Genomic DNA, 24,644 nt, shown 5'->3' with positions numbered 1-24,644 from the left:
CATTTTAAACGCTAATCGGACCCTGTTCTGGCGCCCGCTTGACGCGGAATGCGGCGGCGTACATTGCCGGCAGCGCCAGCAGGGTCAATACGGTGCCCACGATCAGGCCGCCCATGATCGCCACCGCCATCGGGCCCCAGAACACGCTGCGCGAGAGCGGGATCATCGCCAGCACCGCCGCCGCCGCGGTCAGCACGATCGGCCGCAGGCGCCGCACAGCCGATTCGACGATCGCGTTCCAGGCCGGCACGCCGGCCGCGCGGTCATGCTCGATCTGGTCGATCAGGATCACCGCGTTGCGCTGGATCATGCCCATCAGCGCGATCACGCCCAGCAGCGCCACGAAACCGAACGGACGATTCAGCAGCAGCAGCGCACCGGCCACGCCCGCGATGCCCATCGGGCCGGTGATGAACACCAGCAGCGAACGGCTGAAGCTGTGCAGCTGCAGCATCAGCAGCGTGAACACCAGAAACAGCATGATCGGCACGCCCACCACGATCGAGTCCGAGCCCTTGCTGCTTTCCTCGACCGCGCCCGCCACCTCGATGCGGTAGCTACCGAGTCCGGCGGCATGCCAGCCGGCTTCGATGCGGCGCAGCTCGGGCAGCAGCTGCTCGGTCACGGTGGCGCCCTGCAGGCCCTCGACCACGTCGCCCTGCACGGTGATCGCGTAGTTGCGGTTCTCGCGCCACATCACGCCGGGCTCCCAGGTGAACACCGGCCGCGCGATCTGCGTGAGCGGGATCGAACGCCCCGAGGACGTGGGCAGGTAGGCATTGCCTATATCCGAGATCGCTTGGCGCTCGTCGGCCGCCTGGCGCAGCACGATGTCGATCAGCAGGTCGTTCTCGCGGTACTGGCCCACCGTGGTGCCCGAGAACATGACCCGCGACGCCTGGGCGATGGCCTGGCTGGTCACCCCGAGTGCACGCGCCTTGGCCTGGTCGATCTCGAGGCGGATCACCTTGACCGATTCGTTCCAGTTGTCGTTCACGCCGCGCATGTTGGCATTCGCCTGCAACACGGTCTTGACCTCGTCGGCGCGCGCACGCAGCTCGGCGGGGTCGTTGCCGATCACGCGGAACTGCACCGGGTACGCCACCGGCGGGCCGTTGGGCAGCAGCTTGACGCGCCCACGCACCTCGGGAAACTCCTGCGCCAGCATCGTCGGCAGCGACATGCGCAGGCGCTCGCGCACCTTCAGGTCGCTGGCCAGCACGATGAACTGCGACACGTTGCTCTGCGGAAAGACCTGGTCCAGCGGCAGGTAGAAGCGCGGCACGCCCGACCCGACCCAGGTGCTGACCGTCTTCACGCCCTCTTCCTTCATCATGCGCTGTTCGACGCGCTTGGCGACCTCCTCGTTGGCGGCGAACGAAGTGCCTTCGGGAAACCAGATGTCGACCAGTATCTCGGGACGGCTCGAATCGGGGAAGAACTGCTGCTGCACCCGGCCCATGCCCACGATGCCGAGCGCGAAGATCAGCACCGTCGCGCCGATGGTCAGCCAGCGGTGCTGTACGCACCAGTCCACGGCGCGCCGGAAGCGGTTGTAGAACGGCGTGTCGAACAGCTCGTGCGGGGGCGCATTCGGATCGTGCGGCTTCACCTTGAGCAGCAGCGTGCCCAGGTACGGCACGAAGTACACCGAGACGATCCACGAGAGCACAAGCGCGATCACCGTCACTGCGAAGATCGCGAAGGTGTATTCGCCCGTCACCGACTTCGCCAGGCCGATCGGCAAAAAGCCCGCGGCTGTGATCAGCGTGCCGGTCAGCATCGGCTTGGCGGTGATGTCGTAGGCGAAAGTCGCGGCGCGCACCTTGTCGTAGCCCTCCTCCATCTTCCGCACCATCATCTCGACCGCGATGATCGCATCGTCCACCAGGAGCCCGAGCGCGATGATCAGCGAGCCCAGCGATATCTTGTGCAGCCCGATGCCGAAGTAGTCCATGGCCCGGAAGGTCACGGCCAGCACGAGCGGGATCGTGATCGCCACCACCAGCCCCGGGCGCATGTCGATGTACCAGCCGAAGCGCCCGCCCTTGTGCAGGCCGAGCGCGATGATGCTCACCGCAAGCACGATGGCCACGGCCTCGATCAGCACGCCGACGAACTCGTTGACCGAGTTGGCCACCGCCACCGGCTGGTCCTGCACCTGCGCGAGCTTGACGCCGGCCGGCAGTTGCCGGTCGATCTGCACGGCGGTGGCGCGCAGCGCGTCGCCGAGCGCGATGATGTCGCCGCCCTTGGCCATCGAGACGCCGAGCGCGATGACTTCCTTGCCCTGGTGGCGCACCTTGACAGCCGGCGGATCGACGTAGCCGCGCCGGATCTCGGCGATGTCGCCGAGCCGCAGCTGGTTGCCCGAGCTCCCGCGGATCGGCATCTCGCGCAACTGCTCGACGCTGGTGAATTGCCCGCCCACGCGCACCTGCACCACGTCGAGCGGCGACTGGATCGCGCCCGCGCTCTCGACCGCATTCTGCGAGCCGAGCTGCTGCAGCACCACGTTGAAGTCGAGCCCGAGCTGCGCCAGCCGCTTCTGCGAGACCTCGATGTAGACCTTCTCGTCCTGCACGCCGAACTGCTCGACCTTGGCCACGTCCGGCACGCGCAGCAGTTGCTGGCGCACGTCATCGGCCATGGTCTTGAGTTCGGCGTAGCTGAAGCCTTCGCTCTCGAGCGCGTAGATCACGCCATAGACATCGCCGAACTCGTCATTGAAGAACGGCCCCTGCACGCCCGGCGGCAGCGTCGCGCGCATGTCGCCGATCTTCTTGCGCACCGTGTACCAGACGTTCGCGACCTCGGAGGCCTCCGACGAATCCTTGATCTGGAAGATGATCTGCGACTCGCCCGGCTTCGAGTAGCTGCGGATCTTGTCGGCGTACGGCGCCTCCTGCAGCGTGCGCTCGAGCTTGTCGGTCACCTGCTCGGCCACCTGCTGCGCCGTTGCGCCAGGCCAGTAGGTGCGCACCACCATGGCGCGGAAGGTGAACGGCGGGTCCTCGTCCTGGCCGAGCTGGAAGTACGCAAAGGCGCCCAGCACCATCAGCACCACCATCAGGTAGCGCGTGAGCGGCGCATGGTCGAGCGCCCATTTCGAAAGATTGAAGCCGGCGGGCTTGTGGGCGTCGGGGGTGGCCGCGGGCTGCGTCATTTGGCGACACCCGCTGCGGCTTCCTTCTTCGTCGCCGCGACGGGCACCGGCGGCTGTGGCGCCGTCGCGTTGGCGTTGGCGACCGCGGCAGCCTCTTCCTTCGACTGGTAGATCGTGACCTTCTGCCCGGGCGAGAGCACATGCACGCCCGCGGCCACCACCGTCATGCCCGGCGTCAGCCCGCCGCCGATCACGGCCTCGTTGCCGTCGGCCGTGGCCACCTGCACCGGCTGCGAGCGCACGGTCATGGTCTGCCGGTCGAGCACCCACACCGCACTGCCCTTGCCCTCCTGGCGCAGCGCGCTGGTCGGCAGCTTGATGACCGGCGTGCCCGTGCGCGCCAGCGCCTGCGGACGCGCATAGACCGTGGCGCCGAGCGGCGGCGACGCGGCCGCGTCGATCGCCACCTTGACCGCGTACGTGCGCGTGACCGCGTCGGCACTGGCCGCCACCTCGCGCACCTCGCCCGCGAGCTCGCTGCCGCCCGACCAGCCGCGCACCGTCACCGGCGAGCCCGGCTTGATCAGCCCGGCGCGGTCTTCGGGTACCGCGAACACCACGTCGCGCGCGCCGTCCTGCGCGATGCGCACCACGGGCGTGCCGGCCTGTACCACCTGCCCGGGCTCGGCCTCGATGGCCGTCACCACGCCGGCCACGTCGGCCACCAGCGTGGTGTAGCTGGCCTGGTTGCCTTGCGATGCGAGCTGGGCCTGCGCCTGCTCGAACTGCGCCTGCGCGGACTTCCAGGTGGATTCGCGGCGCTCGAGTTCGGCACCGCTGATGAAGTTCTGCGCGCGCAATTCACGGTAGCGCTTGAGATCGGCCGCGGCAAGATCGCGGTTCGTCTGCGCCGCCGCCAGCTGCGCGCGGGCCGCATCGGCCGCGAGCCGGTAGTCCTGCGGATCGAGCTGGGCCAGCGCCTGGCCCGCCTGCACGTGCTGGCCGAGCTCGGCCTGGCGCCGCGTGATCTTGCCCGCCACGCGGAAGCCGAGGCGCGATTCGACGCGCGCGCGCACCTCGCCCGAATACTCCGGCTGGGTGTCGAAGTCGCTGGCACCGACGGTCACCACCTTGACCGCACGCACGGGCTCCTCGACGGGCTCCGGCCGCGAGCAGCCGGCCAGGATCAACGCGGGAAGCAGCAGCCAGGCAGCACTGCGCACAAGAGGAGGAAGGCCGGAGGAGGCGGTCATGAGACACCCAGAAGAAGGTCGAACCGGGCCATTACTGACCCACCGGTTAGTAATCTAGGGGAATCGTCCGGCACTGTCAATCGCCACGAAGGCGTACCCGAGAACCGCCATGCGGCTCGCGGACAATCGCCGCGTGCCCGATCCTTCCGCCCTCGCCCCCCCGCCCGACCACTACGAGAATTTCCCGGTGGCTTCGTGGCTGTGTCCGCCGCATCTGCGCGCGCCGATCGCAGCGATCTACCACTTCGCGCGCACCGCCGACGACATCGCCGACGAAGGCGACGCCTCGCCCGCGGAACGGCTCGCCGACCTGCACGCCTACCGCGAGGAACTCGCCATCGCCGCCGCGCAGCCCGCGAGCCCGCGTGCCGCTTCGCGCTGGCCCGAGGTGTTCGGCCCCCTGGCCCACAGCGTCGCGACATTCGGCCTGCCCGAGGCGCTGCTCGGCGACCTGCTGAGCGCCTTCATGCAGGACATCGAGAAGACCCGCGACGGCGGCAGCTACGCCGACCGCGCCGAGCTGCTCGACTACTGCCGCCGCTCGGCGAACCCCATCGGCCGGCTGCTGCTGCATCTGTACGGCGTGCACGACGCGGGCTCGCTCGCGCAGAGCGACGCGATCTGCAGCGCGCTGCAACTCATCAACTTCTGGCAGGACCCGAGCGTCGACCTGCCGCGCGGCCGCTTCTATTTCCCGCGCGGCGACTGCGCACGGCGCGGCCTCGCACCAGAGCAGTTCAAGGTCTTCCTGCCGCTGGCCGATGCGCCGCCGCCGCAGGAGGCGATCAACCTGGTCGCCGTCGAATGCGCCTGGGCACGCGAGCTGATGCTGCAGGGCGCCCCGCTGGTGCACCGACTGCCGGGACGCGCGGGCTGGGAACTGCGCTTCGTGGTGCAGGGCGGGCTGCGCATCCTCGACAAGATCGAGGACCTGGGCTTCGACACCTTCTCGCAGCGCCCGACGATCGGCAAGTCCGATGCCCCCGTGCTGGCATGGCGTGCGCTCCGGATGCGGAGACAATGGCCGGCCATGAAAGCGCCCCACCGATGAACCCCGAGCAGTACGTCCAGGACAAGGCCGCCGCCTCGGGCAGCAGTTTCTATTACGCCTTCCTCTTTCTTCCCAAGCCGCGCCGTGCCGCGATCACGGCCTTCTATGCCTTCTGCCGCGAGATCGACGACGTGGTCGACGAGGTCAGCGATCCCGGCGTGGCCGCCACCAAGCTGGCCTGGTGGCGCACCGAGGTGGCGCAGTCGTTCGCGGGCACGCCGCGCCATCCGGTGATGCAGGCGCTGATGCCGCATGCCGCCGCCTACGGCATCGAGGCAGCCCGGCTCAACGAGGTGATCGACGGCTGCCAGATGGACCTCGACCAGACCCGCTACCTCGACTTTCCGGGCCTCGCGCGCTACTGCCATCTCGTGGCCGGTGTGGTGGGCGAAGTCGCCGCGCGCATATTCGGCCAGAGCGATCCCGGCACCACTGCCTATGCGCACAAGCTGGGCCTCGCGCTGCAACTCACCAACATCATCCGCGACGTCGGTGAGGACGCGATGCGCGGGCGCATCTACCTGCCGGTCAACGAGCTGCAGAAGTTCGACGTCAAGGCGCACGAGATCCTGAACCGCGTGCATTCCGAACGCTTCGTGGCGCTGATGAAGTTCCAGGCCGAACGCGCGCACGCGGCGTACGACGAGGCGCTCGCGCTGCTGCCCGTGGCCGACCGCCGCGCACAGAAGCCCGGGCTCATGATGGCGAGCATCTACCGCACGCTGCTGCGCGAGATCGAGCGCGACGACTTCCAGGTGCTGCACCAGCGCGTGAGCCTCACGCCGGTGCGCAAGTTCTGGCTCGCGTGGAAAGTCCAGGCGCTGGGCCGGGTGTGACGCACCCATGAGGATCGCCGTCATCGGCGCGGGCTGGGCCGGCCTGGCCTGCGCGATCGAGGCCACGCGCGCGGGCCACGCGGTCACGCTGTTCGAAGCCGCGGCCATGCCGGGCGGGCGCGCGCGGCGCGTCGAGCGCCTCGATGGCATGGCGCTCGACAACGGGCAGCACATCCTGATCGGCGCCTACACCGCCACGCTCGCGCTGATGCGCGACATGGACGTGGACTCCGGGCGCGCGCTCCTGCGCACGCCGCTGTCACTGCGCTTCGCCGACGGCGGCGGACTGGCGCTGCCAAGGCTGCCGCCGCCGCTGGACCTGCTGGCGGGCATCTTCACGGCGCGCGGCTGGACCGCGCAGGACAAATCGACGCTGCTGCGCACCGCGCTGCGCTGGCGCCTCGGCGGATTTCGCTGCGCCCCGGCCACGACGGTCGCCGCGCTCTGCAGCGGCCTCACGCCGCGCGTGATGGAAGAGTTGATCGCGCCGCTGTGCGTGTCCGCGCTCAACACCCCCGTCGACCAGTCGAGCGGCGAGGTGTTCCTGCGCGTGCTGCATGACGCACTCTTCAGCGGCCGCGGCGGTGCCGACCTGCTGCTGCCGCGCATCGATCTCGGCGCGCTCTTTCCCGATGCGGCGCTCGGCTGGCTCGCCGCGCATGGCGCCATGCTGCGCATCGGCGCGCGCGTGCGCACCATCGCCCGCGAGGCCGGCGCATGGCGGGTCGACGACGACGCCTTCGACGAGGTCGTGCTCGCCTGCGCGCCCTGGGACGCCGCGCGGCTCGTGCGCGCTAGCGGCGAACCGGCCGCGCGCTGGTGCGACACCACCGAAGGCCTGCGCTTCGAGGCCATCGCGACGGTCTATGTGCGCGACGCTTCGCCGCTCGCGGCGCCGATGCTCGCGCTGCGCAGCGATCCGGCCACGGCGCCCGCGCAGTTCGTGTTCGACCGCGGCCAGCTCGGCGGACCCGCCGGCGTGCTGGCCTTCGTCGTGAGCGCCAACGAAGCATCGCGCGACGTGCTCGAGCCGCAGGTGCTCGCGCAGGCGGCCGTGCAGCTCGGCCAGCCGGGGCTTTCAATCGTGCAGACCGTGGTCGAGAAGCGCGCCACCTTCGCCTGCACCCCCGCGCTCGCGCGGCCGCCGATGCGCATCGCACCGGGCCTGCAGGCCTGCGGCGACTACACCGAAGGCCCCTACCCTGCTACGCTCGAAGGCGCAGTCCGCAGCGGGCTGGCCGCCGCCAAGGCACTTGAAAAGCTGTGAACCCATGACGCCACTGCGCTACCTCGATTTCGACTACAGCGAAGACACCGAAGGCCACGGCACCTTCGACGCCATGGCCACCACAGCGCCCGACAAGAACGCCGAAGTGCTCGCCGAGGTGGCGCAGGTGCTGGCCTGGGTGGATGAAACGTTTCCCGATGCGCGCGGCGCACTGGACGACGGCGCAGCCTGGGATTTCGACCTGCAGCAGACCCGCGAAGCACCCGGGCTCGACACGGTGACCTTCTCCCTCGGCGGTACGCAAGCGTTCTGCGACGCGCTGCGTGCGCACTTCAGCCTCGACTGACCCCACCTCTCTCCACCACGCAAACCACCATGGTCACCTGCTACCTGCGCTACGTCGTCGATCCCTACAAGCTCAAGGAATTCGAGTACTACGGCAAGCTGTGGATCCCGCTGGTCGAGAAATTCGGCGGCCGCCACCATGGCTACTTCCTGCCATCGGAAGGCGCGAACAACGTGGCGCTCGCGATGTTCAGCTTTCCGAGCCTGGCCCGGTACGAGCAGTACCGCGCCGATTCGATGCAGGACGCCGAATGCCAGGCCGCCTTCCGGTACGCCGAGGAGACGCGCTGCTTCCTGAGCTACGAGCGCAGCTTCTTCAGGCCGGTCTTCAGTTAGGCGCCGAGCGCCACGCAGAGCGCGTGCAGGTTCGGCACGATCAGCTGCGGCCGGGCGCCATGCACCCAAGGACGCTCGTCGCGCACCAGCCACGCCGCCTGCATGCCCGCGTTGAGGGCGCCCACCACGTCGAGTTCGGCATCGTCCCCCACGTGCAGCACGTCCTTCGGCAGCAGCCCGACCGAGGCCGCCGCGGCACGGAAGATCGGCGCATGCGGCTTGCCGCTGCCAAAGGCGCGGGCGTTGAACGCGGTGCGGAACCAGCGGCCCACGCCGGTCTGGTGGATGTCGGCATTGCCATTCGAGATCGCCACCAGCGGATAGCGCTCGCTGAGCCACCGCAGCGCCGGCAGCGCATCGTCGTAAAGCGTCACGCGCTGGCGTTCGGCAAAGAAGGCATCGAAAGCCGGATCGGCCAGCGCCGGGTCTTCGCCGGCCTGCCTCAGCGCGGCGCGGATCGATTCGCGCCGCAGCGCGCTGAGGTCGTGCGCGAGGTCCGAGCGCTCCTTGGCGGTGGCTTCGCGCAGTTCGCGCAGCACGCCCGGCGTCAGCAGCAGCGAGGCCGTCTTGGGCGCCTCGCGCAGTAGCCATTCATGCAGCACCGCCTCGGCGCGCTCGATGGTCGGCCAGATCGGCCAGAGGGTGTCGTCGAGATCGAGCGAGATGGCGGAAATGCGCTGGAGGTCGAGGGGTTCGACGCTCGCGAGCGCCTTGGAGGCGGTGGTCATGCCCGAGAATATCGCATGCCTCAAGACCCTGGGAACCCCGCCTCCATCCCTTCGCGCACCGCCGTGCTCTGGTGCAACCTGGGCTCGCCCGATGCCCCCACAGCGGCCGCCGTGCGGCCCTACCTGGCGGAGTTTCTCGGCGACCCGCGCGTGGTCGAGATTCCGCGGCTGCTGTGGGCGCCGATCCTGCACGGCATCATCCTGCGCGTGCGGCCCGCCAAATCGGCCGCCAAGTACGCGAGCATCTGGATGCCCGAAGGCTCGCCGCTGAAGGTGTGGACGCAGAGGCAGGCCGCGCTGCTCGCGGGGCGGCTCGGCGACCAGGGCCACCACGTGGCCGTGCACGACGCCATGCGCTATGCGAGCCCGTCGATCGCGTCGAGGCTCGATGCGCTGCAGGCCGCAGGCGTGGCGCGCGTGCTGGTGCTGCAGGCCTATCCGCAGTATTCGGCCACCACCACCGCGAGCGTGCTCGATGCCGTGGCCGACTGGAGCCGCAGGCAGCGCCGCATTCCCGAGTTCCGCTTCGTCAATGCGTACCACGACGACCCCGCCTACATCGAGGCGCTCGCGCTCGGCATCGAGGAGCACTGGCTGGCCGAGGGCCGCGGCGAGGTGCTGCTCATGAGCTTCCACGGCATCCCGGCGCGCAACATCGCGCTCGGCGATCCCTACCAGTCGCACTGCCTGGCGACCGCGCGCCTGCTGGCCGCGCGGCTCGGCCTTCCGGAGGGACGCTACCGCGTGACCTTCCAGTCGCGCTTCGGCCGCGCCAAATGGCTCGAGCCCTACACCGAGCCGACGCTGCGCGAACTCGGCGCCAGCGGCGTGAAGCGCGTCGACGTGGTGTGCCCCGGCTTTCCGGCGGACTGCCTCGAAACACTCGAAGAGATCGCCATGGAGGGCCGCGAGGCCTTCCTGCATGCGGGCGGCGAGACCTTCAGCTACATCCCCTGCCTCAACGACAGCCCCGCGTGGATCGAAGCGCTCGCGGGCATCGCTGAGCGCAACCTCGCAGGCTGGCCCACACGGTCCGCGGCCGAGGGTCAGAACCTGCCGAGATAGTCCATCTTGCCGATCGGCATGCCCCCGTGGCGCAGCACGCCGTAGGCCGTGGTCAGGTGGAAGAAGAAGTTGGGCAGCGCGAACTGCAGCAGATAGCGCTCGGCCGTGAAATGCGCCTCGCCTTCACGCGCCTTGATCGTCACGGGCCGGTCCTCCTGGCCGTCGATCAGCGCGCGGTCCACCGTGGCAAGAAACTCCTGCGTCTTCGCAATGCGCGCCAGCAGTTCCTCGTACGTGGTCTCCTCGTCGGCAAAGCTCGGCGCCGTGATGCCCGCGATGCGCGCCACGCCGAGCTTCGAGGCATCGCTCGCGCGCTGCACCTGGCCCGCGAGCGTGAGCATGTCCGGCGCGAGCCGGGCATCGACGAGCGTCTGCGGGTCGATGTCGTGGGCCCCGGCGTGGGCCAGGCTCTTGTCGAGCAGGTGGGTGAGCTGGCCGAGTCCGCGCGAGAAAACCGGAACGGACAGGTCGTACATCGAAAGCGCCATGGTGTGCAGTCCTCGTGGGTTGTGATCGGCGGCGATTCTCCGGCCGGCACAGACTCAGCGGGTCGCGGCGCGGATAAACCCTTCGACGAGCCCCAGTTGTTCGGGCACGTTGAGCGCGGGCGCGTGGCCGCACCCCTTTATTTCAACCACCTTCAACAGCCCCAGCGCACCGGGACCGCGACGCTGCATGCGCTCGGTCACCTCGGGCAGCACCAGGTCCGACTCGGCGCCGCGCAGGCACAGCACCGGCACGTCGATCGCGTCGTAGTGCGGCCAGATCAGGTAGTCGTCGGCCTCGGCGCTGAACTGGCGGACCATTGCCGGGTCGTAGTGCGGCGTCACGCGGCCATCGGGCAGGCGGCGCGTGGAGCTCTCGGTCAGTCGGCGCCACTGCGCATCGCTGAGCCAGCCGTACGGCTTGTAGACAGTGCGGAAGAAGGCCTCGAGCTCGGCCACGGTATCGAACGCCGGCGGCTGGCCCGCATAGGCGCGGATGCGCTCGATCGCCGCTTGCGCGAGCTCGGGCGCGTTGTCGTTGAGCGTGAGGCTCGCGATGCGCGCCTTCATGCGCGGATCGAACAGGCCTGACGCGCAGACCGTGCCGATCGCGCCGCCCATCGAAGTGCCGACCCAGTGCACACGTTCCAGGCCCAGCGCGTCGCACAGCGCATGGGCGATGCGGGCATAGAACGAGAGCTTGTATTCCTCGTCGGGCCGAGTGCTCCACTGGCTCAGGCCGCGGCCGATCGTGTCGGGGCAGATCACGCGGAAGCCGCGCGCTGCAAAGTGCTGCGCCAGTTCGTCCATGTCGCGGCAGGTGCGCGCGAGGCCGTGCCAGGCGATGACCGCGGGCGCATCGACCTCGCCCCATTCGAGCCAGTGCACCTCGAGGCCCGCGAGCTGCGCATAGTGCGACCGTGCATTCATCATCGCGCAGCCCTCGCCCGGAGCTTGCCGACGATGCCGGTCGGAAAGTAGTACACCGACAGCACGAACAGCACGCCGAGCCACAGCAGCCAGCGGTCGGGCGACAGCAGCGCGGCCAGCCACGGTAGACCGCTCGCGGCCTCGCTGCCGATGCGCAGCAGGTCCTGCAGGTAGCTTTGCGCCACCACGAACAGCACCGCGCCGATCGCCGCGCCATACATGGTGCCCATGCCGCCGATCACCACGATCAGCAGCACGTCGATCATGATCTCGAAGCTCAGCGAGGTGTCGGGCCCGTTGTAGCGCAGCCAGATCGCGAGCATCGCGCCCGCGAGCGTGGCGAAGAGCGCCGACAGCACCGCGGCCGTGGTGCGGTACACCACCACGCGGTAGCCGATGGCCTCGGCGCGGAACTCGTTCTCGCGGATCGCCTGCAGCACGCGGCCGAACGGCGAGTTGACGATGCGCAGCAGCGCGAGCACCAGCACCACGGCGGCGACGAACAGCAGGTAGTAACACAGCAGCCGGCCGTCGAGCGAAACGCCGAGGAAAGGTTCTTCCGCGAACTCGAAGCTCGGCGAGAGCAGCTCGGGCAGCCTGAACGTGAGCCCGTCCTCGCCGCCCGTGAACTCGGAGAGCTGCGACGCCAGCGTCTGGAAGGCCGAGGCCACGGCGAGCGTGATCATCGCGAAGAAGATCGCGCGCACCCGCAGCGAGAACAGACCGATCGCCAGCGAGAGCACCAGCGAAACCGCGAGCGCCGCGCCGATGCCCGTGAGCATCGCGCCCCAGGTCGACCCGAGCCGCGAGGCCGAGATCGCGATGCCGTAGGCGCCGATGCCGAAGAACATCGTGTGCGCGAAGCTCACGATGCCGGTGTAGCCCAGCAGCAGGTCGAAGCTCGCCACCAGCACCACGAACACCAGGATCTTGGCCGCGACGCTGAGCGCCTTCACGCCCGGAAAGATGAACGGCGCGAACGCCAGCGCGACGAACAACGCCACCAGCAGCAGCGCCAGCAGGCGGCTTCGGGGCATGTCGTTGGAAAGGAGTCGTTTCAGGAACATGGCGGTCTCGTTGTTGTTCTTCTTTTTCTTCTCAACGGTTCACCACCGGGTACACGCCCTGCGGACGCCACAGCAGCACCGCCACCATCAGGAAGATGCTCGCGAACTGCGTCAGCGTCGGCAGCAGGAAACCGACGTAGTTGGTCATGAGCCCGACGAGCAAGGCGCCGAGCAGCGCGCCGCCGGTCGAGCCGAGCCCGCCGATGATGATCACGATGAAGATCAGCACGTTGACCTGCGCACCCATCTGCGGCACGAGGTTCTGCTGGAACAACCCCCACATCACGCCGCCGAGCCCCGCGAGCGCGCTGCCCGCGACGAACACGCCCACGAAGAGCCGACCGATCCGGTAGCCAAGCGACTCGACCATCTCGCGGTCCTGCACGCCGGCGCGGATCAGGAGGCCGATCTTGGTGCGCCCGAGCGTCCAAGCCAACACGCCGAACACCACCACGCCCACCGCCACCGCAAGCAGCCGGTACTTGCTGATGGCCGCTTCGCCCACGAAGAGCGAGCCGCGCAGCGCCTCGGGCAGCGGCAGCGGCACCTGCGCCGGGCCCCAGATCACCTTGATGAGCTCCTCGCCGATGATCATGCCGCCCATCGTGATGAGGATCTGCTTGAGGTGCTGGCCGTACACGGGGCGAACGATGAAGCGCTCGAACGCCAGTCCCACCGCGCCAGCGGCCGCCATGGCCACGAGCATGGCCGGAAACACCGCCACGAGGTTGCGCCAGAGTTCCTGCGAGCCGGTCCAGTCGCCCATCAGGCCGAGCACGCTGCTCGCCACGAAGGCACCGAGCGCGATGAACACGCCATGGCCGAAGTTGAGCACGTCCATCAGCCCGAACACCAGCGTGAGGCCCGAGGCGATGATGAAGATGATCATGCCCATCGCGAGGCCCGCCACCGTGAGCGTGAGCCAGGTCGAGAACGAGCCCGTGAGCGGCAGCGCCACCAGCGCCAGCATGGGTGCGAGAAGCAGCGGCTTCCAGTCGAGTTCGAGTTTCATAGCGCAAGGCCCAAGAGAGATTGCTGCAGCTGGGCATCGGCGGAGAAGTCGGCCATCGCGCCGCTGTGCACCACGCGGCCGTTGTCCATCACCGCGACGGTGTCGCCCAGGCGCTGCGCAAAGTGGATGTTCTGTTCCACCAGCAGGATCGTGACGCCGCTTCGCTTGAGCTCGCCGAAGGCATCGATCATGTTGTTGATGATGGCCGGCGCCAGGCCCTTGCTCGGCTCGTCGACGATCAGCAGCTCGCGCGGCTCGACGATGGCGCGTGCCACCGCGAGCATCTGCTTCTGCCCGCCCGAGAGCTTGCCGGCCGGATGGTTCCAGAACTTTTCCACCGCGGGAAAGAGCTTGAAGATCCACTGCAGCCGCGTGTCGTCCATCTGCTGCGCGTTCTTCGCGCTGCGTGCGGCGAGCAGCATGTTCTCCTTCACCGTAAGGTCGGAGAAGATGCCCATGGTCTCGGGCACGTAGGCAATGCCGAGCTCGGCGATCTGCGGCGTGCGCATCGCGCCGATGTCGCGCTCACCGAAGCGCACCCTGCCCTCCGACGCCTGCCACAGGCCCATGATGGTCCGCAGCGTAGTGGTCTTGCCCGCGCCGTTGCGGCCCAGCAGCATCGTGAGCTGCCCGCGCGGCACGTCGAGGTCGACGCCGTGCAGGATGTGGTACGCCCCGATGTGCGTGTGCACGCCTTCGAGGCTGAGAAGATTTTCGGTGGTCATCGGTCTTGCGCCTTCCCCTTCCGGGGGAAGGTTGGGATGGGGGCATGCGGCGCTTGAAAGGCCGCGGCGGTGTGAAGGCCGCCTGCCCCCACCCCTGCCCTCCCCCAGAGGGGGAGGGAGAAAAACATGGAAGTCTTCATGCGGCAACCGCCTTCGCGACGCCGAGGTACGCCTCCTGCACGATCGGCGAAGCGATCACCTCGGCCGGTTCGCCATCGGCCACCAGCGTGCCGTTGTGCAGCACGATGATCCGGTCGGCCAGTTCGCGCACCACGTCCATCTTGTGCTCGACCAGCAGAATGGTCTTGGTCCGGTCCTGCTTGAGCTTGCGGATCAGGTCGAGGATGACCGGCGCCTCGGCGGCGTTCATGCCGGCCGTGGGCTCGTCGAACATGAACACCTTGGGTTCGAGCGCGATCAGGAGCGCCACCTCGAGCTTGCGCTGGTCGCCGTGGGGCAGGCTCGCCACCGTGTCCTGCGCGCGCGGCGCCAGCGCCACGTCGGCCAGGATCTGCTCGGCGCGGTCGGTCAGCGCGCGGTGGTCGCTCCAGATGCTCCAGAGATTCAGGCCGCGCCGGTGCGCGCCGTCGCGCGTGGCCTGCACCGCGAGGCGCACGTTCTCGCGCACCGTGAGGTTCGGAAACAGGTTGGTGAGCTGGAACGCGCGCCCCAGCCCGGCGCGCGTGCGCGCCGACGGCGACAGGCCTGCGAGGGCCTGGCCGTCGAGCGACACCGTGCCCGCGCTCGCCTTGAGCTGGCCCGAGATCAGGTTGAAGTACGTGGTCTTGCCCGCGCCGTTCGGGCCGACGATGGCCGTCAGCGTGCCGGGCGCAAAGCTGCAGCTCACGCCGTTCACGGCCACGTGCCCGCCGAAGCGGATGGTCAGGTCGCGCGTCTCGAGCATCGCTCAGCGCTTGTTCTTGATCGGGATTTCCATCTCTTCAGGCTTGATCTCGCGCACCAGCTCGGGCACGCCCCAGGCGAACGCCGGATCGGCCTTGATCTTGAAGTGGTACATCGACTGCATTGCCTGGTGGTCTTCCTTGCGGAAGGTCATCTTGCCCTTGGGCGTATCGAAGCTCATGCCTTCCATGGCGTTGATGAGCTTGTTGGTGCCGGTGTCGCCGCCGGTCTTCTTGAGCGCCGTGACCACCGCCATCGCGGCCGAGAAGCCGCCGGCCGTGAAGAAGTCGGGCGGCGCCTTGAATTCCTTGTAATGGGCCGACACCAGCGCCTCGTTGACCGGGTTCTTCGGAATGCCGAAGTAGTAGTACGCCGCGCCTTCCATGCCCGGCAGGTTCTTGTAGGCCGCCATCGCCGGCAGGATGTTGCCGCCGGTGGCGATCTCGATGTTGTAGCGCTTCAGGTCGAGGTCGACGATCTTGAACGGGTTGCCCGCACCGGCCCAGACGATCCAAATGATCTTGCGGCCCGGCTGGTCCTTGAGCTTGTCGATCAGGCGCTGCGCGCCGGCCGTGAAGTCGGTGGTCGCGGGCGGCAGGTACTCCTCGTGCACCAGCTTCGCCTTCTTGAGCGCGGCGCCGAACGCCTTCACGCCGTCGCGGCCGAAGGCGTTGTCCTGCGCGAGCGTGGCGACGGTGACACCGGCCTTGTCCACGGCCACGGCGTTGGAGATCGCGTCCTGGCTCGAATTGCGGCCGGTGCGGAAGATGTACTTGTTCCACTTGTCGCCGGTGATCGAATCGGCCACCGCGGGCTCGACGATCAGGATCTTCTTGTATTCCTCGGCCACGGGCAGCATCGCGAGCGCCACGCCCGAGGCGGTCGGCCCCACGGCCAGCGCGGCCTTGTCGTCCGCATAGGCGGCCGCCAGCAGCGACTTGCCGAGGTCGGGCTTGCCCTGGTCGTCCTTCTCGAGCACCACGAGCTTCTTGCCGTTGACCGCCATGGTGCCGCCGGTGGCGTAGTCCAGGCCCATCATGAAACCGGTCTGGGTCTGCTTGCCGTAGGCCTCCAGCGGCCCGGTCTTGCTGTAGATGTGGGCGATGCGGATCTGGTTGGACTGGGCCCACGAGGGCGCGGCGGCGGTGCAGGCGGCCAGGGTGGCCAGGGCGATGAGGTGGTGGCGGCGGTTCATTCTTGTCTCCTTGAAAGGTGACTGAATATTGCACAGTTCGTGCCAACCGCTAAGTCGTTGATCTGCAATGTCGCCCCAGCGCGAAGAGGCAGATTCGACTGATTTCAAGACACTTGATATGCCTGATATTCAGACAGTTGTCTGCGCACCAGTCAGGGTTTTTGCGGAGGATCGCGCCCGCTTCAGGGCGGGTTCGTCATGCGCTCGTACAAGGTCGCGCGCGAAATGCCGAGCAGCCGCGAGGTAGCGAGCTTGTTGCCCCCGGTCGATGCCAACGCGGCCGCGATCGCCTTGCGTTCGAGTTCGGCCACCTGCTGCGCCAGCGGCCTCAGCAGCGCCGCCTGTTCGTCGACGTGGTGCGCGCTCTGCAGCGTGGCCGGCGATGCGATCTGCTCCAGCCCCGCCTCGCGCAGGATGCGTTCGAGCTGCGCGGCGTCGATGCGCAGCGAGTCGCTGCGCATCGTCACCTGCTCGAGCACGTTGCGCAGCTCGCGGATGTTGCCGCGCCAGTGCTGGCCCGCGAGCAGCGCGAGCGCCTCGGGCGTGAGCTCGGGCGGCGCCTCGCCGCTGCGCAGCGCCATGTCTTCGCCAAGCGCCTCGACCAGCGCGGGAATGTCGCTGCGCCGCTCGCGCAGCGGTGGCACGCGCAGCGGCAGCACGTTGAGGCGGTAGTACAAGTCTTCGCGGAACTGCCCGCGCCGCACGAGTTCAGGCAGGTCGCGCGAGGTGGCGGCGATCACTCGCGCGTCGAAGGGCACGAGCTTGTTCGAACCCAGCGGCTCGATCTCGCCCTCCTGCAGCGCGCGCAGCAGCTTGGCCTGCAGGCCGAGCGGCATGTCGCCGATCTCGTCGAGGAACAGGCTGCCGCCGTCGGCGAGCTTGAACTTGCCCTCCCGGCCGCGCTTGTCCGCACCGGTGAAGGCGCCGGGCGCCACGCCGAAGAACTCGGCTTCGAGCAGCGTGTCGGGCACGGCCGCGATGTTGAGGCTGACGAAGGGACCCTTGGCGCGCGACGACGCCGCATGAACCGCATGCGCGAGCAGTTCCTTGCCGGTGCCGGTCTCGCCCAGCAGCAGCACCGGGCTCGCCGACTGCGCCGCGCGGCGCGCATGGCGCTTGACCTCGACCGCGGCCGGGCTGCTGCCGATGAAGCTGGCGAAGGTGTGCTTGGAGCGCCGCTGCCCGTCGGCCGCGTGTTGGTAGAGCGGGTTGTTGCGTTGGCTCGCGAGCTCGCGCCGCGCGTCGTCGAGGTCGCGCTGCAGCAACGCGAACTTGCTGATGAGCGGCTGCAGCGTGGTTTCGGGCTGGTCGAACAGCACGATGCCGATGGCACCGATGACCTCACCCGCGCCGCCCCCGTTTTCTTCGCGCAGCGGGATACGGCTCACGACGAAGGTGCCCGCCTTGTTGGTGAGCAGGTCCACGAGGATCGGCTCGCCGGTCTCGAGCACGCGCCGCATCTGCGTGTTGGGAATCACGTCCTCGACCATGTGGCCAAGGAACTGGTCGATCGACGAAAAGCCCAGCGCCGGCAGGAAGCGCCGATAGCCTTCATTGACCCAGACGATGCGCCCGCTCCGGTCGACCAGGAACATGCCCTGGCTGATGCTCGAAAACAGATGAAACATCGAACGCGCGGCCAGCGCGAGAATGCCCTCGGCATCGAGCGGCAAGGCGGGAGGTGCGGCAACGGGCGGAGCGGCGGACATGGGCGGCATGGTAGCGACAAAGCGCTCAACATTCCTTAAGTAAATCAAACGTTTGATTTTCTTCGTGGTTTAATTCGGCGTATGAGCGCCACCGCCCTTCAGGTCATTTCCTCCGCACGCGCGCCGCGCAGCGACGGCGTCGACGCACGGCAACGCCTGCTCTACGCCGCCCTCGCGCTGTTCGCGGCCAAGGGCTATGCCAAGACCTCCACGCGCGAGATCGCACGCTCGGCGGGCGTCAACATCTCGGCCATCAGCTACTACTTCGGCGACAAAGCCGGCCTCTACGCCGCCACCTTCGGCGAACCGATGGGCGGCAACGCCGGCGACTTCGTGTCGCTGTATGCGGAGCCCGGCCTGCCGATCGACGAGGCATTGCGCATTTTCTTCACGCGCATGATCGAGCCGCTCAAGCAGGGCGAGATCGTGCGCCAGTGCATCCAGCTGCACCTGCGCGAAATGCTCGAGCCCACGAGCCAGTGGGCCAAGGAAATGGAGCGCGACATCAAGGCGCCGCACCAGGCGATCGCGGGCGTGCTGTGCCGCCATCTCGGCCTTGCGCGGCCCGACGACGACGTGCACCGCCTCACCTTCGCGATCACCGGCCTGGCGATGCAGTTGTTCGTGAGCCAGGACCTGGTCGACGCGATCCGCCCGTCGCTGCTCAACACGCCGCGCAGCGTCGACACGTGGGCCGAGCGCCTCACGGGCTACGCGATCGCGCTCGTCGATGCCGAAGCCGCACGCCGCGAGCGCGCCACCACCGTTCGATCCGGGAGAAAGAAGACATGAGACGATTTCGATTGATTGCCGCAGCCCTCAGCCTGCCGCTGTTGCTGGCGGGATGCGGCTTCGCGCGCCCGCCCGCCGCGGTCGAGGCGCCGCTGCCGGCGCAGTGGCATGCGCCGCTGCCGCACGGCGGCTCGCTCGCATCGCTGGCCGAGTGGTGGCGCCAGCTCGACGACCCGCTGCTCGACGAACTCATCGCAGCGGCCGAGGCCGCGAGCCCGAACGTGGCGAGCGCGGCGGCGCGCGTGGCCGAGGCGCGCTCGACGCGCGTGGCGGCCGGCGCGGCGCTACTTCCCAACCTCGATGGTTCGCTGTCGGCGAGCCGCGGCGTCTCGGGCTCGTCGCTCGGCTCCGGCGGCGCGGGCGCCGCGTCGGGCAGCGCGGCGGGCGCTTCCGGGGCCGGTGCCGCGGCCATGGCACCGCTCACCACGCTGCAGGCGGGCCTCCAGTCGCAATGGGAGATCGACCTGTTCGGACGGCTGCGCGCCGACCGCGACGCCGCCCAGCGGCGCCAGGAAAGCGCCGATGCCAAATGGCACGAAGCGCGCGTGGCCGTGGCCGCAGAAACCGCCAACGCCTATTTCGCCGAGCGTGCGTGCCAGCAGCAGCTGCGCGTGGCCGAATCCGACGCCCAATCGCGCGGCGAGACGGCACGGCTCACCGACCTGTCGGCGCGCGCGGGCTTCACCGCACCGGCCGATGCCGCGCTGGCGCGTGCCAGCGCCTCCGACGCATCGGGCCGGCTCACGCAGCAGCGTGCACTGTGCGCAGTGCAGCGCAAGGCGCTGGTTGCGATCAGCGGGATCGACGAGCCCACGCTCGCGCAGAAGCTCGCCGCCGCACCGTCGCAGCGTCCGCTGCCGGCCGTGGGCAGCGTCGCGAGCGTGCCGGCCGAGGCGCTGTCGCAGCGCCCCGACGTCTATGCCGCCGAACTCGGCGTGGCCGCCGCGAGCGCCGACGTGGGCTCGGCCGAGGCCGCGCGCTATCCGCGGCTGTCGCTCACGGGGTCGATCGGGCGCGTGCAGATCCGCACCAGCGGTTTCCGCGAATCGCTCGACACCTGGACCATCGGGCCGGTGGCGCTTACCGTGCCGCTGTTCGACGGCGGCACGCGCCGGGCCAACGCCGATGCCGCGAAGGCGCGCTACACCGAAGCCGTGGCGCTCTACCGCGCCAATGTGCGGCAGGCCGTGCGCGAGGTCGAGGAGGCGCTCGTCAACCTCGACAGCACCGATGCCCGCGCGACCGATGCCGATGCCGCGGTACAGAACTACCAGGCCTCGTTCAATGCCACGCAGGCGCGCTACCAGAGCGGCCTGGCGAGCCTGTTCGAACTCGAGGATTCGCGCCGCACGCTGTTTGCCGCCCAGACGGCGCGCGTGTCGCTGCAACGCGAGCGCACCGAAGCCTGGGTGTCGCTCTACCGCTCGATGGGCGGCGGCTGGCGCCGCCCCGAGGCACCTTCATCACTGACTTCCAACCCGGCCGGCAAGGTCGCGACGTCGCCATGAAAAGAATCAAGCGTTCCACCCTCGCCATCGCACTGCTGGCGCTCCTGATCCTCGTTGCCGCGGCCGTGTGGCTCACGCGCAAACCGGCCGACGAAGCCGGCAAGGCCGAGGATGGCGCCGTGGCGCCGGCGGCCCGGCCGACGCTGACGGTCACCGTCACCAAGCCCGAGCCCACCGAACTCGCGCTCACGCTCTCGGCCAACGGCAACGTGGCCGCCTGGCAGGAGGCGCTGGTCGGCTCCGAATCGAACGGCCTGCGGCTGGCCGAGGTGCGCGTGAACGTGGGTGACCTGGTCAAGAAGGGCCAGGTGCTTGCGGTCTTCTCGCCCGAGACGGTGCAGGCCGACATCGCGCAGGCGCGTGCCTCGCTGGCCGAGGCGAAGGCCACGGCCGCCGATGCCGCCGGCAATGCCGCCCGCGCCCGCACGCTGCAGGCCACCGGCGCGCTGAGCCAACAGCAGATCAACCAATACCAGACCAGCGCCCAGACCGCCAGTGCGCGCGTGGAGGCCGCCGAGGCCGTGCTCAAGGCGCAGCAGGTGCGTGGCCGCAATACGCAGGTGCTGGCGCCCGACGACGGCGTGATCTCGTCGCGCTCCGCCACCGTGGGCAGCGTGGTGGCCGCCGGCACCGAACTGTTCCGGCTGATCCGCCAGGGCCGGCTCGAATGGCGTGCCGAGGTCACCTCGGCCGAGCTGAGCCGCATCGCCGTGGGCATGCCGGTGTTCGTGGTCGGTGCGAGCGGCGCCCAGGTGCGCGGCAAGGTGCGCAGCATCGCGCCCACGGTCGATCCGCAGACCCGCGCGGCGCTGGTCTACGTCGATCTGCCGAACGTGCAGCAGAACACCGGCATCAAGGCCGGCATGTTCGCCCGCGGCGAATTCGAGCTCGGGCGCAGCACCGCACCAACCGTGCCGCAGTCCGCCATCGTGCCGCGCGACGGCTTCAACAACCTGTTCGTCCTTCAGCCCGACAACCGCGTGAGGCAACTCAAGGTGCAGACCGGCCGGCGCGTCGGCGAGCGCGTGGAGATCACGAACGCGCTGCCCGAAGGGGCCCAGGTCGTGGTGCAGGGCGCCGGCTTCCTGAACGACGGCGACCTCGTGCGCGTCGTCGACGCCGCGGCGCCGCCCTCGGCCGCGGCCTCTGCCCCGGCCAACACCACCAAGGCACGCCCATGAACGTTTCCGCATGGTCCATCCGCAACCCGATTCCGGCGGTGATGCTGTTCGTGCTGCTCACCTTCGGTGGGCTGCTGTCGTTCAATGCGATGAAGGTGCAGAACTTTCCGGACATCGACCTGCCGACCGTCACGGTGTCGGCGGCGCTGCCCGGTGCGGCGCCTTCGCAGCTCGAGAACGACGTCGCGCGCAAGCTCGAGAATTCCATCGCCACCATCCAGGGCCTGAAGCACATCACCACCAAGGTGCAGGACGGCGCCGTCACGCTGATCATCGAATTTCGCCTCGAGAAGCCGGTGCAGGAAGCAGTGGACGACGTGCGCTCGGCGGTGCAGAAGGTGCGCTCCGACCTGCCGGCCGACGTGCGCGACCCGGTCGTCACCAAGCTCGACTTCGCGGCCCAGCCGGTGCTGGCCTTCACCATCGCCTCGTCGCGCATGGACCTCGAGGCACTGAGCTGGTTCGTCGACAACGACATCACCAAGAAGCTGCTTGCGCAGCCCGGCGTGGGCGCGGTCAACCGCGTGGGCGGCGTCACGCGGCAGGTGCACGTCGACCTCGATCCCGCCAAGCTCCAGGCGCTCGGCGCGACGGCGGCCGACATCTCGCGCCAGCTGCGGCAGGTGCAGACCGAAAGCGCGGGCGGGCGCATCGACCTGGGCGGAAGCGAGCAACCGGTGCGCACCTTGGCCACGGTGGACTCGGCCGACCAGCTCGCCGACATGCAGATCGCGCTGTCGGACGGCCGCCGCGTCCGGCTCGACCAGGTGGCGCGCATCAGCGACACCATCGCCGAGCCGCGCGCGGCAGCGTTGCTCAACGGCAAGCCGGTGGTCGGCTTCGAAGTGGCCCGCAGCCGCGGGGCGAGCGAGGTCGAGGTCGGCCGCGCGGTCCAGCAGGCGTTGGCCGAAATGCGCGCGCAGCGCCCCGACCTCGAGCTGACCGAAGCCTTCAACTTCGTCGACCCGGTCGAGGAAGAGTACGACGGCTCGCTGCACCTGCTGTACGAGGGCGCGATCCTCGCGGTGGTGGTGGTGTGGCTGTTCCTGCGCGACTGGCGCGCCACCTTCGTGTCTGCCGTGGCACTGCCGATGTCGGTGATCCCGGCCTTCATCGGCATGCACCTGCTGGGCTTCTCGGTCAACGTGATCTCGCTGCTCGCGCTCTCGCTGGTGGTGGGCATATTGGTGGACGATGCGATCGTCGAGGTGGAGAACATCGTGCGACACCTGCGCATGGGCAAGTCGCCTTACGAGGCGGCCATGGAGGCGGCCGACGAGATCGGCCTTGCGGTGATCGCCACCACCTTCACGCTCATCGCGGTGTTCCTGCCCACGGCCTTCATGAGCGGGGTGGCGGGCAAGTTCTTCAAGCAGTTCGGCTGGACCGCATCGCTCGCGGTGTTCGCGTCGCTCGTTGTCGCGCGCGTGCTCACGCCGATGATGGCGGCCTACATCCTCAAGCCGATCGTCGGCGAGGAGAAGGAGCCGGGCTGGCTCAAGGCCTACATGCGCGCGGTGGAATGGAGCACGCACCACCGCTTCAAGACCATGGTCTTCGCGACGCTGTTCTTCTTCGGCTCGCTCGCGATGATCCCGCTGTTGAAGACCGGCTTCATCCCGCCCGACGACAACTCGCAGACGCAGGTCTACCTGTCGCTTGCACCCGGCTCGACGCTGGCGCAGACCTCGGCCGCGGCCGAGGAAACGCGACAGCGCGTGATGCAGATCCCGCACGTGAAGAGCGTCTACACCACGGTGGCGGGCGGCAGTGCGGGCGGCGACCCGTTCGCAGGCTTCGGCACGCCAGAGACGCGCAAGGCCACGCTCACGATCAAGCTGGACGACCGCGGCGAGCGCCCGCGCAAGCAGGTGATCGAGAACCAGATCCGCGAAGCGCTGCAGACCCTGCCGGGCGTGCGCAGCACCGTGGGCCTCGGCGGCTCGGGCGAGAAGTACATCCTTGCGCTCACCGGCGAAGACCCCGCCGCGCTGGCCACCGCCGCCAGTGCGGTCGAGAAGGAACTGCGCACCGTGCCGGGCCTCGGCAACATCACCTCGACCGCGAGCCTGATCCGGCCCGAGATCGCCGTGCGCCCCGATTTCGCGCGCGCCGCCGACCTCGGCGTCACGAGCTCGGCCATCGCCGAGACCCTGCGCGTGGCCACGCTCGGCGATTACGACCAGGCGCTCGCCAAGCTCAACCTCGCGCAGCGGCAGGTGCCGATCGTCGTCAAGCTCGAGGACTCGGCGCGCCAGGACCTGGACCTGATCGGCCGCCTCACGGTGCCCGGCACGCACGGCCCCGTCATGCTGAGCCAGGTGGCTTCGCTCACGATGGAGGGCGGCCCGGCGGTCATCGACCGCTACGACCGCTCGCGCAACGTCAACTTCGAGATCGAGCTCTCGGGCGTCGGCCTCGGTGATGCGAAGACCGCCGTCACCTCCCTGCCCTCGATCCAGAAGCTGCCCCCCGGCGTGCGCGTGACCGAGATCGGCGACGCCGAGGTGATGACCGAACTGTTCGCGAGCTTCGGCCTCGCGATGCTCACCGGCGTGCTGTGCATCTACATCGTGCTGGTGCTGCTGTTCAAGGACTTCCTGCACCCGGTGACCATCCTGTGCGCGCTGCCGCTCGCGCTGGGCGGCGCCTTCGTCGGCCTGCTGATCGGGCAGAAGGCGCTGTCGATGCCGTCGCTGATCGGCCTGATCATGCTCATGGGCATTGCGACGAAGAACTCGATCCTGCTGGTGGAATACGCCATCGTGGCGCGCCGCGACCATGGCATGAGCCGCTGGGACGCGCTGCGCGATGCCTGCCACAAGCGCGCGCGGCCGATCATCATGACCACGCTCGCGATGGGCGCGGGGATGCTGCCGATCGCGCTGGGGCTGAGCGCGGCCGATTCGAGCTTCCGCTCGCCGATGGCGATGGCGGTGATCGGCGGGTTGATCACGTCGACGGTGCTGAGCCTGCTGGTGGTGCCGGCTGTGTTCACTTATGTGGACGACATCGAGCAGTGGATTCGGCGGACGGTGCGCAAGCTGCGTGGCCTGCCGGCGGATCCGCATGGCGATGAGGATCTGGTGAATCGGCCGGCTTCGTCCTGATTTGTTGTCCGGGGCCGGGTCTCGCCCCGGCGGGCGAGCTGTCTGCGACCCCTTCGCTGCTGGGCCTTCCTTTTCCCTC

21 protein-coding genes are annotated in these 24,644 nt (G+C 68.9%); 10 read left to right on the top strand and 11 right to left on the bottom strand.

Features of this window, described 5'->3' with window-relative positions:
* Nucleotides 1-4: 4 nt before the first annotated feature.
* Together AC3A6J_RS05920 and AC3A6J_RS05915 are read right to left on the bottom strand one after the other, a co-directional pair.
* Nucleotides 5-3,166 (bottom strand): efflux RND transporter permease subunit, encoded by a 3,162-nt coding sequence (locus tag AC3A6J_RS05920; protein ID WP_487858980.1) that lies wholly within the window; start codon nucleotides 3,164-3,166, stop codon nucleotides 5-7.
* Nucleotides 3,163-4,359: an efflux RND transporter periplasmic adaptor subunit gene (locus tag AC3A6J_RS05915; RefSeq protein ID WP_487858979.1), complete on the bottom strand. Its 1,197-nt coding sequence runs from the start codon at nucleotides 4,357-4,359 to the stop codon at nucleotides 3,163-3,165. Before AC3A6J_RS05915 ends, AC3A6J_RS05920 begins: the two co-directional genes overlap by 4 nt.
* Nucleotides 4,360-4,468: 109 nt before the next feature.
* On the opposite strand from AC3A6J_RS05915, the gene hpnC reads away from it, so the two are divergent.
* From hpnC to AC3A6J_RS05890, 5 genes are read left to right on the top strand one after another with little or no spacing between them, the layout of a single operon-like run.
* Nucleotides 4,469-5,410 carry a squalene synthase HpnC gene (gene hpnC / locus AC3A6J_RS05910; protein WP_487858978.1) on the top strand — a complete coding sequence of 314 codons (942 nt, stop codon included), beginning with the start codon at nucleotides 4,469-4,471 and terminating at the stop codon, nucleotides 5,408-5,410.
* Nucleotides 5,407-6,246 (top strand): presqualene diphosphate synthase HpnD, encoded by an 840-nt coding sequence (gene hpnD, locus AC3A6J_RS05905; RefSeq protein WP_487858977.1) that lies wholly within the window; start codon nucleotides 5,407-5,409, stop codon nucleotides 6,244-6,246. The genes hpnC and hpnD overlap by 4 nt, the downstream gene beginning before the upstream one ends.
* Nucleotides 6,247-6,253: 7 nt before the next feature.
* Nucleotides 6,254-7,513, top strand: coding sequence for a hydroxysqualene dehydroxylase HpnE (gene hpnE / locus AC3A6J_RS05900; RefSeq protein WP_487858976.1), 1,260 nt, complete (start codon nucleotides 6,254-6,256; stop codon nucleotides 7,511-7,513).
* Between the two features lie 4 nt (nucleotides 7,514-7,517).
* Nucleotides 7,518-7,820, top strand: a complete 303-nt coding sequence (locus AC3A6J_RS05895) for a hypothetical protein (protein WP_487858975.1) — start codon at nucleotides 7,518-7,520, stop codon at nucleotides 7,818-7,820.
* 29 nt (nucleotides 7,821-7,849) lie between these two features.
* Nucleotides 7,850-8,155, top strand: coding sequence for an NIPSNAP family protein (locus AC3A6J_RS05890; RefSeq protein WP_487858974.1), 306 nt, complete (start codon nucleotides 7,850-7,852; stop codon nucleotides 8,153-8,155).
* On the opposite strand, the gene AC3A6J_RS05885 is transcribed toward AC3A6J_RS05890, so the two are convergent.
* Nucleotides 8,152-8,883 (bottom strand): HAD family hydrolase, encoded by a 732-nt coding sequence (locus tag AC3A6J_RS05885; protein ID WP_487858973.1) that lies wholly within the window; start codon nucleotides 8,881-8,883, stop codon nucleotides 8,152-8,154. The genes AC3A6J_RS05890 and AC3A6J_RS05885 overlap by 4 nt on opposite strands.
* A 15-nt stretch (nucleotides 8,884-8,898) precedes the next feature.
* Here AC3A6J_RS05885 and hemH point away from each other — a divergent pair, with 15 nt between their 5' ends.
* Complete coding sequence (gene hemH / locus AC3A6J_RS05880; RefSeq protein ID WP_487858972.1) at nucleotides 8,899-9,948, top strand: ferrochelatase; 1,050 nt, start codon at nucleotides 8,899-8,901, stop codon at nucleotides 9,946-9,948.
* Here the strand turns inward: hemH and AC3A6J_RS05875 are convergent.
* The 8 genes from AC3A6J_RS05875 to AC3A6J_RS05840 all read right to left on the bottom strand — a co-directional run bounded on the left by AC3A6J_RS05875 (nucleotide 9,930) and on the right by AC3A6J_RS05840 (nucleotide 17,974).
* Entirely contained in the window at nucleotides 9,930-10,436 is a 507-nt protein-coding gene (locus AC3A6J_RS05875; protein ID WP_487858971.1) for a DUF1993 domain-containing protein, read from the bottom strand. The two genes, hemH and AC3A6J_RS05875, sit on opposite strands and share 19 nt — an antisense overlap.
* 54 nt (nucleotides 10,437-10,490) lie before the next feature.
* On the bottom strand, nucleotides 10,491-11,363 hold the full coding sequence (locus tag AC3A6J_RS05870; RefSeq protein WP_487859345.1) for an alpha/beta fold hydrolase: 873 nt from the start codon (nucleotides 11,361-11,363) through the stop codon (nucleotides 10,491-10,493).
* Nucleotides 11,363-12,430: a branched-chain amino acid ABC transporter permease gene (locus AC3A6J_RS05865; RefSeq protein WP_487858970.1), complete on the bottom strand. Its 1,068-nt coding sequence runs from the start codon at nucleotides 12,428-12,430 to the stop codon at nucleotides 11,363-11,365. The genes AC3A6J_RS05870 and AC3A6J_RS05865 overlap by 1 nt, the downstream gene beginning before the upstream one ends.
* A gap of 31 nt (nucleotides 12,431-12,461) precedes the next feature.
* Nucleotides 12,462-13,442: a branched-chain amino acid ABC transporter permease gene (locus AC3A6J_RS05860; protein WP_487858969.1), complete on the bottom strand. Its 981-nt coding sequence runs from the start codon at nucleotides 13,440-13,442 to the stop codon at nucleotides 12,462-12,464.
* Nucleotides 13,439-14,167, bottom strand: a complete 729-nt coding sequence (locus AC3A6J_RS05855) for an ABC transporter ATP-binding protein (RefSeq protein WP_487858968.1) — start codon at nucleotides 14,165-14,167, stop codon at nucleotides 13,439-13,441. The genes AC3A6J_RS05860 and AC3A6J_RS05855 overlap by 4 nt, the downstream gene beginning before the upstream one ends.
* A 136-nt stretch (nucleotides 14,168-14,303) precedes the next feature.
* Nucleotides 14,304-15,071 (bottom strand): ABC transporter ATP-binding protein, encoded by a 768-nt coding sequence (locus AC3A6J_RS05850; protein WP_487858967.1) that lies wholly within the window; start codon nucleotides 15,069-15,071, stop codon nucleotides 14,304-14,306.
* A gap of 3 nt (nucleotides 15,072-15,074) precedes the next feature.
* Entirely contained in the window at nucleotides 15,075-16,265 is a 1,191-nt protein-coding gene (locus AC3A6J_RS05845) for a substrate-binding domain-containing protein (protein WP_487858966.1), read from the bottom strand.
* A 182-nt stretch (nucleotides 16,266-16,447) separates the two neighbouring features.
* Nucleotides 16,448-17,974 (bottom strand): sigma-54 interaction domain-containing protein, encoded by a 1,527-nt coding sequence (locus tag AC3A6J_RS05840; RefSeq protein WP_487858965.1) that lies wholly within the window; start codon nucleotides 17,972-17,974, stop codon nucleotides 16,448-16,450.
* Nucleotides 17,975-18,055: 81 nt separating this feature from the next.
* On the opposite strand from AC3A6J_RS05840, the gene AC3A6J_RS05835 reads away from it, so the two are divergent.
* The 4 genes from AC3A6J_RS05835 to AC3A6J_RS05820 are packed head-to-tail and all read left to right on the top strand — an operon-like array spanning nucleotide 18,056 to nucleotide 24,565.
* On the top strand, nucleotides 18,056-18,766 hold the full coding sequence (locus tag AC3A6J_RS05835) for a CerR family C-terminal domain-containing protein (protein ID WP_487858964.1): 711 nt from the start codon (nucleotides 18,056-18,058) through the stop codon (nucleotides 18,764-18,766).
* A complete protein-coding gene (locus tag AC3A6J_RS05830; protein WP_487858963.1) occupies nucleotides 18,763-20,274 on the top strand; it encodes an efflux transporter outer membrane subunit in 1,512 nt (503 codons plus the stop codon). Before AC3A6J_RS05835 ends, AC3A6J_RS05830 begins: the two co-directional genes overlap by 4 nt.
* Entirely contained in the window at nucleotides 20,271-21,455 is a 1,185-nt protein-coding gene (locus tag AC3A6J_RS05825; protein WP_487858962.1) for an efflux RND transporter periplasmic adaptor subunit, read from the top strand. The genes AC3A6J_RS05830 and AC3A6J_RS05825 overlap by 4 nt, the downstream gene beginning before the upstream one ends.
* Nucleotides 21,452-24,565: an efflux RND transporter permease subunit gene (locus AC3A6J_RS05820; RefSeq protein ID WP_487858961.1), complete on the top strand. Its 3,114-nt coding sequence runs from the start codon at nucleotides 21,452-21,454 to the stop codon at nucleotides 24,563-24,565. Before AC3A6J_RS05825 ends, AC3A6J_RS05820 begins: the two co-directional genes overlap by 4 nt.
* Nucleotides 24,566-24,644 lie beyond the last annotated feature (79 nt).

This window comes from Variovorax sp. Soil_C_39, assembly GCF_057656815.1.
Note: the sequence above shows the minus strand (reverse complement) of the source record. Positions and strands in the feature narration are given on the sequence as shown.

Excerpts from the sequence above, each read along its gene's own strand:
- AC3A6J_RS05920 (WP_487858980.1), bottom strand. The coding sequence starts at position 3,166 with ATGACGCAGCCCGCGGCCACCCCCGACGCCCACAAGCCCGCCGGCTTC.
- AC3A6J_RS05915 (WP_487858979.1), bottom strand. The coding sequence starts at position 4,359 with ATGACCGCCTCCTCCGGCCTTCCTCCTCTTGTGCGCAGTGCTGCCTGG.
- hpnC (WP_487858978.1), top strand. The coding sequence starts at position 4,469 with ATGCGGCTCGCGGACAATCGCCGCGTGCCCGATCCTTCCGCCCTCGCC.
- hpnD (WP_487858977.1), top strand. The coding sequence starts at position 5,407 with ATGAACCCCGAGCAGTACGTCCAGGACAAGGCCGCCGCCTCGGGCAGC.
- hpnE (WP_487858976.1), top strand. The coding sequence starts at position 6,254 with ATGAGGATCGCCGTCATCGGCGCGGGCTGGGCCGGCCTGGCCTGCGCG.
- AC3A6J_RS05895 (WP_487858975.1), top strand. The coding sequence starts at position 7,518 with ATGACGCCACTGCGCTACCTCGATTTCGACTACAGCGAAGACACCGAA.
- AC3A6J_RS05890 (WP_487858974.1), top strand. The coding sequence starts at position 7,850 with ATGGTCACCTGCTACCTGCGCTACGTCGTCGATCCCTACAAGCTCAAG.
- AC3A6J_RS05885 (WP_487858973.1), bottom strand. The coding sequence starts at position 8,883 with ATGACCACCGCCTCCAAGGCGCTCGCGAGCGTCGAACCCCTCGACCTC.
- hemH (WP_487858972.1), top strand. The coding sequence starts at position 8,899 with ATGCCTCAAGACCCTGGGAACCCCGCCTCCATCCCTTCGCGCACCGCC.
- AC3A6J_RS05875 (WP_487858971.1), bottom strand. The coding sequence starts at position 10,436 with ATGGCGCTTTCGATGTACGACCTGTCCGTTCCGGTTTTCTCGCGCGGA.
- AC3A6J_RS05870 (WP_487859345.1), bottom strand. The coding sequence starts at position 11,363 with ATGAATGCACGGTCGCACTATGCGCAGCTCGCGGGCCTCGAGGTGCAC.
- AC3A6J_RS05865 (WP_487858970.1), bottom strand. The coding sequence starts at position 12,430 with ATGTTCCTGAAACGACTCCTTTCCAACGACATGCCCCGAAGCCGCCTG.
- AC3A6J_RS05860 (WP_487858969.1), bottom strand. The coding sequence starts at position 13,442 with ATGAAACTCGAACTCGACTGGAAGCCGCTGCTTCTCGCACCCATGCTG.
- AC3A6J_RS05855 (WP_487858968.1), bottom strand. The coding sequence starts at position 14,167 with ATGACCACCGAAAATCTTCTCAGCCTCGAAGGCGTGCACACGCACATC.
- AC3A6J_RS05850 (WP_487858967.1), bottom strand. The coding sequence starts at position 15,071 with ATGCTCGAGACGCGCGACCTGACCATCCGCTTCGGCGGGCACGTGGCC.
- AC3A6J_RS05845 (WP_487858966.1), bottom strand. The coding sequence starts at position 16,265 with ATGAACCGCCGCCACCACCTCATCGCCCTGGCCACCCTGGCCGCCTGC.
- AC3A6J_RS05840 (WP_487858965.1), bottom strand. The coding sequence starts at position 17,974 with ATGTCCGCCGCTCCGCCCGTTGCCGCACCTCCCGCCTTGCCGCTCGAT.
- AC3A6J_RS05835 (WP_487858964.1), top strand. The coding sequence starts at position 18,056 with ATGAGCGCCACCGCCCTTCAGGTCATTTCCTCCGCACGCGCGCCGCGC.
- AC3A6J_RS05830 (WP_487858963.1), top strand. The coding sequence starts at position 18,763 with ATGAGACGATTTCGATTGATTGCCGCAGCCCTCAGCCTGCCGCTGTTG.
- AC3A6J_RS05825 (WP_487858962.1), top strand. The coding sequence starts at position 20,271 with ATGAAAAGAATCAAGCGTTCCACCCTCGCCATCGCACTGCTGGCGCTC.
- AC3A6J_RS05820 (WP_487858961.1), top strand. The coding sequence starts at position 21,452 with ATGAACGTTTCCGCATGGTCCATCCGCAACCCGATTCCGGCGGTGATG.